Annotated in this window: 1 tRNA gene, 2 rRNA genes and 1 pseudogene; all 4 read right to left on the reverse strand. The window is 56.4% G+C overall.

Features of this window, described 5'->3' with window-relative positions:
* Positions 1–199, reverse strand: a pseudogene (locus EOA32_RS39315) (hypothetical protein); the annotation flags it as partial.
* A 1117-nt stretch (positions 200–1316) separates the two neighbouring features.
* Positions 1317–1393 (reverse strand) — tRNA-Met (locus EOA32_RS24930).
* 210 nt (positions 1394–1603) lie between these two features.
* A 5S ribosomal RNA gene (rrf, locus tag EOA32_RS24935) occupies positions 1604–1718 on the reverse strand.
* Positions 1719–2036: 318 nt separating this feature from the next.
* A 23S ribosomal RNA gene (locus tag EOA32_RS24940) occupies positions 2037–4965 on the reverse strand.
* Positions 4966–5000: the final 35 nt, after the last annotated feature.

Here is a 5000-nt window from a genome sequence, read left to right on the forward strand (position 1 = left end):
GCAGACGCGATGTCCCGGCCCCTTTCGCTTGCCGCTTCGGGGCCCTTCGAGTGTCGCTCACGCGGCTCTCTTGAATTTCACAGAGGGCAGAGTGAGAAGCGAACTTCTCGGCCGCCAGCGGCGCGCCGCCCTCGTTGGTGGGGCGTATATAGTCGGAGCCATTCGGGGTGTCAACAGCGATTTCGAACTTTCTCAGCATGTCGGCGAACGAATTCCAGCGATGCGCTTTGCATCCTCATTTGATGCACGTCGTTGTCCCGAAATCGCTGTGAATTTCGGGCGATATGCATTAGCCGGCTGCTATGATGGTGCCCCCGAAGTTTTATGTAGCCGTCGGCGTCGGATCGCGGCACTTTCTTGGGCGTGGCCCGACCGATTGCCGCCACGGCTAAGGGATCACCGGCTCAACTGACAGCGTCATTCCATGTGGCAGCGACTGGATAGCCGGTTCATTGCTTTGCTCGAGCAACGAATCCCGGCGAGACATCCGGGACGGTGCCCGCATTGATATGCCGCTCGATTCGTCATCGAATCGCTCCACCAGGTTTTTGGATGAGCTGCACCCAGAATGGCTGGGAAAGGACGTGGGCGAGCCGGCCGGGTTCGACGTCGGCGAAACATGTGGCGTCCATCGACAGACAGGCCAGTCGCCTTCCAAAGGTCGGTCCGGAGACTTTAACTTTCCCCTCAATCTCCCTGCCAGCCGCGAGACCTTGGCTATGCGACTAGCCGCTCAGGCCGCGACCCAGCCAGGTCGCTGGCGAGCGCGTCGAGATGCACCGAACTTAGGCCCTCTTGTATGATCGTCAGCGCCCTACCTGCCATGCGGCGGGAAAGGTATGAGAGTTCCCTCAGCCTGGCGCCGCAGCTCGATCTCCCGCGCCTCCAGTCCCCGTCGCAATTCCCGTTGCGCCGTGCGGTGCACAGACCGATCTCGTCATCGGCGGCGTCAATCGCGGCACCACCTTCGTTCAGCCGCTATCGGCCAAAACCGGTGATCTCGCGCAATGGCCAGGGTATCCCAACAGGCGCTCGAGGATATCCTTTCGATCGGGCGAGGGTGCTGTCCAACTGCGCTACCTGCAGGACGCCGCCGTGCTTGTTGCTCCCGAGGACCTCGCTGCAGCTTCGCATCCAAGCGCGCCGCCGCAAACGCAAACGGCCTGCGTTGGCGGGCCGGTCTGGATTGGTGTGGGGATTTGGCTTTTCTGCCGGCGCTGCGTCGGTTCGCTGCTTGCGGGCCTGATGACCGCTCACATCAGCCGGCCAGTATGGCCAGATACAAAAACGCCCGCACGAGGCGGGCGTTTTTGGATTGGTTGCGGGGACAGGATTTGAACCTGTGACCTTCAGGTTATGAGCCTGACGAGCTACCGGGCTGCTCCACCCCGCGTCAAGATAGAGGTAAGTTTGCGCTTACCGTATTCAAGGGACCGCCCAATGAAAGGGCCGCTTGCGCGGCCCGGGATCCCGTTTGGCGGGCCTCATGCATGTCGCTCAAAAGTGTTAGCGGTTTTGAGGCAACGACATGCATCACAACAATCGCAAGGAGAAGATTTGTCTGCATCCGGATCCGGATGTGAGATGAACGTGCGCTTGGCAGACCTGGCAGCGACCTACTCTCCCGCGTCTTGAGACGAAGTACCATCAGCGCTGGAGCGTTTCACGGCCGAGTTCGGAATGGGATCGGGTGCAGCCGCTCCGCCATAACCACCAGGTCGGCGAAACGCACGTTCAAATCGAGAAGCTGTTCAAGCGCGATCCAAAGGATCGTCGCCAAGCGCGATCCGGAGGATCGTCGCGGCGCGATCAAGGATCGTCGCCAAGCGCGATCAAGGATCGTCGCAGCGCGATCCAAAGGATCGTCGTTTTTGTGCCAAGGCGACGTCTGCATTTTGCCTACGGGCGAAGCCCGCAAGCGCGACTGCGCGTCGCCGGTCGTCCGGCGCCTTCGCGGAGCATAGGCCCGTAAGGGCCGCTCATGCGTGAGCGCTGGCAGACCATCCGACTTTGTCGGATGGATATTAGGAATGAGAACGATCAAGCCGATCGAACTATTAGTACCGGTAAGCTTCAAGCGTTGCCGCTCTTCCACACCCGGCCTATCAACGTGGTCGTCTTCCACGGTTCTCAGGGAATACTCGTTTCAAGGTGGGTTTCCCGCTTAGATGCCTTCAGCGGTTATCCCGTCCGGATATAGCTACCCTGCAATGCGGCTGGCGCCACAACAGGTCCACCAGAGATCCGTCCATCCCGGTCCTCTCGTACTAGGGACAGATCCTTTCAATATTCCTACACCCACGGCAGATAGGGACCGAACTGTCTCACGACGTTCTGAACCCAACTCACGTACCGCTTTAAATGGCGAACAGCCATACCCTTGGGACCTGCTCCAGCCCCAGGATGCGATGAGTCGACATCGAGGTGCCAAACAACCCCGTCGATATGGACTCTTGGGGGTCATCAGCCTGTTATCCCCGGCGTACCTTTTATCCGTTGAGCGATGGCCCTTCCACACGGGACCACCGGATCACTATGACCGACTTTCGTCTCTGCTCGACTTGTCAGTCTCGCAGTCAGGCAGGCTTATGCCATTGCACTCAGCGAACGATTTCCGACCGTTCTGAGCCCACCATCGCGCGCCTCCGTTACTCTTTAGGAGGCGACCGCCCCAGTCAAACTACCCACCATACATTGTCCCGGACCCGGATAACGGGCCGCGGTTAGACATCCATAGTGATAAGGGTGGTATTTCAAGGGTGGCTCCACCTGAGCTGGCGCCCAGGCTTCAAAGCCTACCACCTATCCTACACATGCCACTACGAATGCCAATGTAAAGCTATAGTAAAGGTGCACGGGGTCTTTCCGTCTAACCGCAGGAACCCCGCATCTTCACGGGGAATTCAATTTCACTGAGTCTATGCTGGAGACAGCGGGGAAGTCGTTACGCCATTCGTGCAGGTCGGAACTTACCCGACAAGGAATTTCGCTACCTTAGGACCGTTATAGTTACGGCCGCCGTTTACTGGGGCTTCGATTCAGAGCTTGCACCCCTCCTCTTAACCTTCCAGCACCGGGCAGGCGTCAGACCCTATACGTCGTCTTGCGACTTCGCAGAGCCCTGTGTTTTTGATAAACAGTCGCTACCCCCTGGTCTGTGCCACCCTCCTCTGCTTGCGCAAAAAAGGGTCACGCTTCTTCCGAAGTTACGCGTGCAATTTGCCGAGTTCCTTCAGCATAGTTCTCTCAAGCGCCTTGGTATACTCTACCAGACCACCAGTGTCGGTTTCGGGTACGGTCTATAAGGAGGAGCTATTTCCTGGAACCACTCCGCTGCCCTTTCAATCCGATAAGATTGGACAACTTGTGTGATCCGTCACTACCTCCAGGCTCACGAATATTAACGTGATTCCCATCGACTACGCGTTTCCGCCTCGTCTTAGGGGCCGGCTAACCCTGCTCAGATTAACTTTAAGCAGGAACCCTTGGTCTTTCGGCGGGGGAGTCTCTCACTCCCCTTACGTTACTCATGTCAGCATTCGCACTTCTGATACCTCCACCGCCCCTCACGGGTACGGCTTCACTGGCTTACAGAACGCTCCGCTACCGCTCGTGATTGCTCACGAACCCTAAGCTTCGGTGTATGGCTTTAGCCCCGTTACATTTTCGGCGCAAAGACCCTTATTTAGACCAGTGAGCTGTTACGCTTTCTTTAAATGATGGCTGCTTCTAAGCCAACATCCTGGTTGTTTTGGGATCCTCACATCCTTTCCCACTTAGCCATAACTTGGGGACCTTAGCTGTAGGTCAGGGTTGTTTCCCTTTTCACGACGGACGTTAGCACCCGCCGTGTGTCTGCCGACTAGTACTCCCAGGTATTCGGAGTTTGGTTAGGTTTGGTAATCCGGTGAGGACCCCTAGCCCATCCAGTGCTCTACCCCCTGGGGTATTCGGTCGACGCTCTACCTAAATAGATTTCGCGGAGAACCAGCTATTTCCGAGTTTGATTGGCCTTTCACCCCTAGCCACAAGTCATCCCGAACTATTGCAACAGTTATGGGTTCGGCCCTCCAGTAAGTGTTACCTTACCTTCAGCCTGCTCATGGCTAGATCACTCGGTTTCGGGTCTAATGCGACGAACTGAACGCCCTGTTCAGACTCGCTTTCGCTGCGCCTACACCTATCGGTTTAAGCTTGCTCGTCACACTAAGTCGCTGACCCATTATACAAAAGGTACGTGGTCACCCGCCCATCAAAGCGCTTGCGCTCTTGATGGCAAAATCAAAAGTTCTTCAAATCGTCAAGCGATTTGAAGGACGGGCTCCCACTGTTTGTAGGCAATCGGTTTCAGGTACTCTTTCACTCCCCTTGTCGGGGTGCTTTTCACCTTTCCCTCACGGTACTAGTTCGCTATCGGTCATGCACGAGTACTTAGGCTTGGAAGGTGGTCCTCCCAATTTCAGACAGGATTTCACGTGTCCCGCCTTACTCAAGGACGATTGATCGCATTACGCGTACGGGGCTGTCACCCGCTATGGCCCAACTTTCCAGAAGGTTCCGCTTGTCTCTCAATCGCCGCTGGCCTGGTCCGGGTTCGCTCGCCACTACTTCCGGAGTCTCGGTTGATGTCCTTTCCTACGGGTACTTAGATGTTTCAGTTCCCCGCGTTCGCCACTTTATCCCTATGTATTCAGGATAAGTTACCTATTATCGATACTTGGAAACCACAGCAGCAAAAACAGCGCGATCTCAAAGAGATCGTCGCCCCGCGCTCAATCCTTTTGGGATTGTCGCGTCAGTCGCCCTGCTGCTCTGATTTTCCAAGTACCTTAGGTGGGTTTCCCCATTCGGAGATCTACGGATCAAAGGGTATTCGCACCTCCCCGTAGCTTATCGCAGCGTATCACGTCCTTCATCGCCTGTGCATGCCAAGGCATCCACCAATTGCCCTTAAGACACTTGATCGTTCTCATTGCCAATACCCATCATGCGCGATCCCG

Source organism: Mesorhizobium sp. M1A.F.Ca.ET.072.01.1.1, from assembly GCF_004023325.1.
GTDB lineage: Bacteria > Pseudomonadota > Alphaproteobacteria > Rhizobiales > Rhizobiaceae > Mesorhizobium.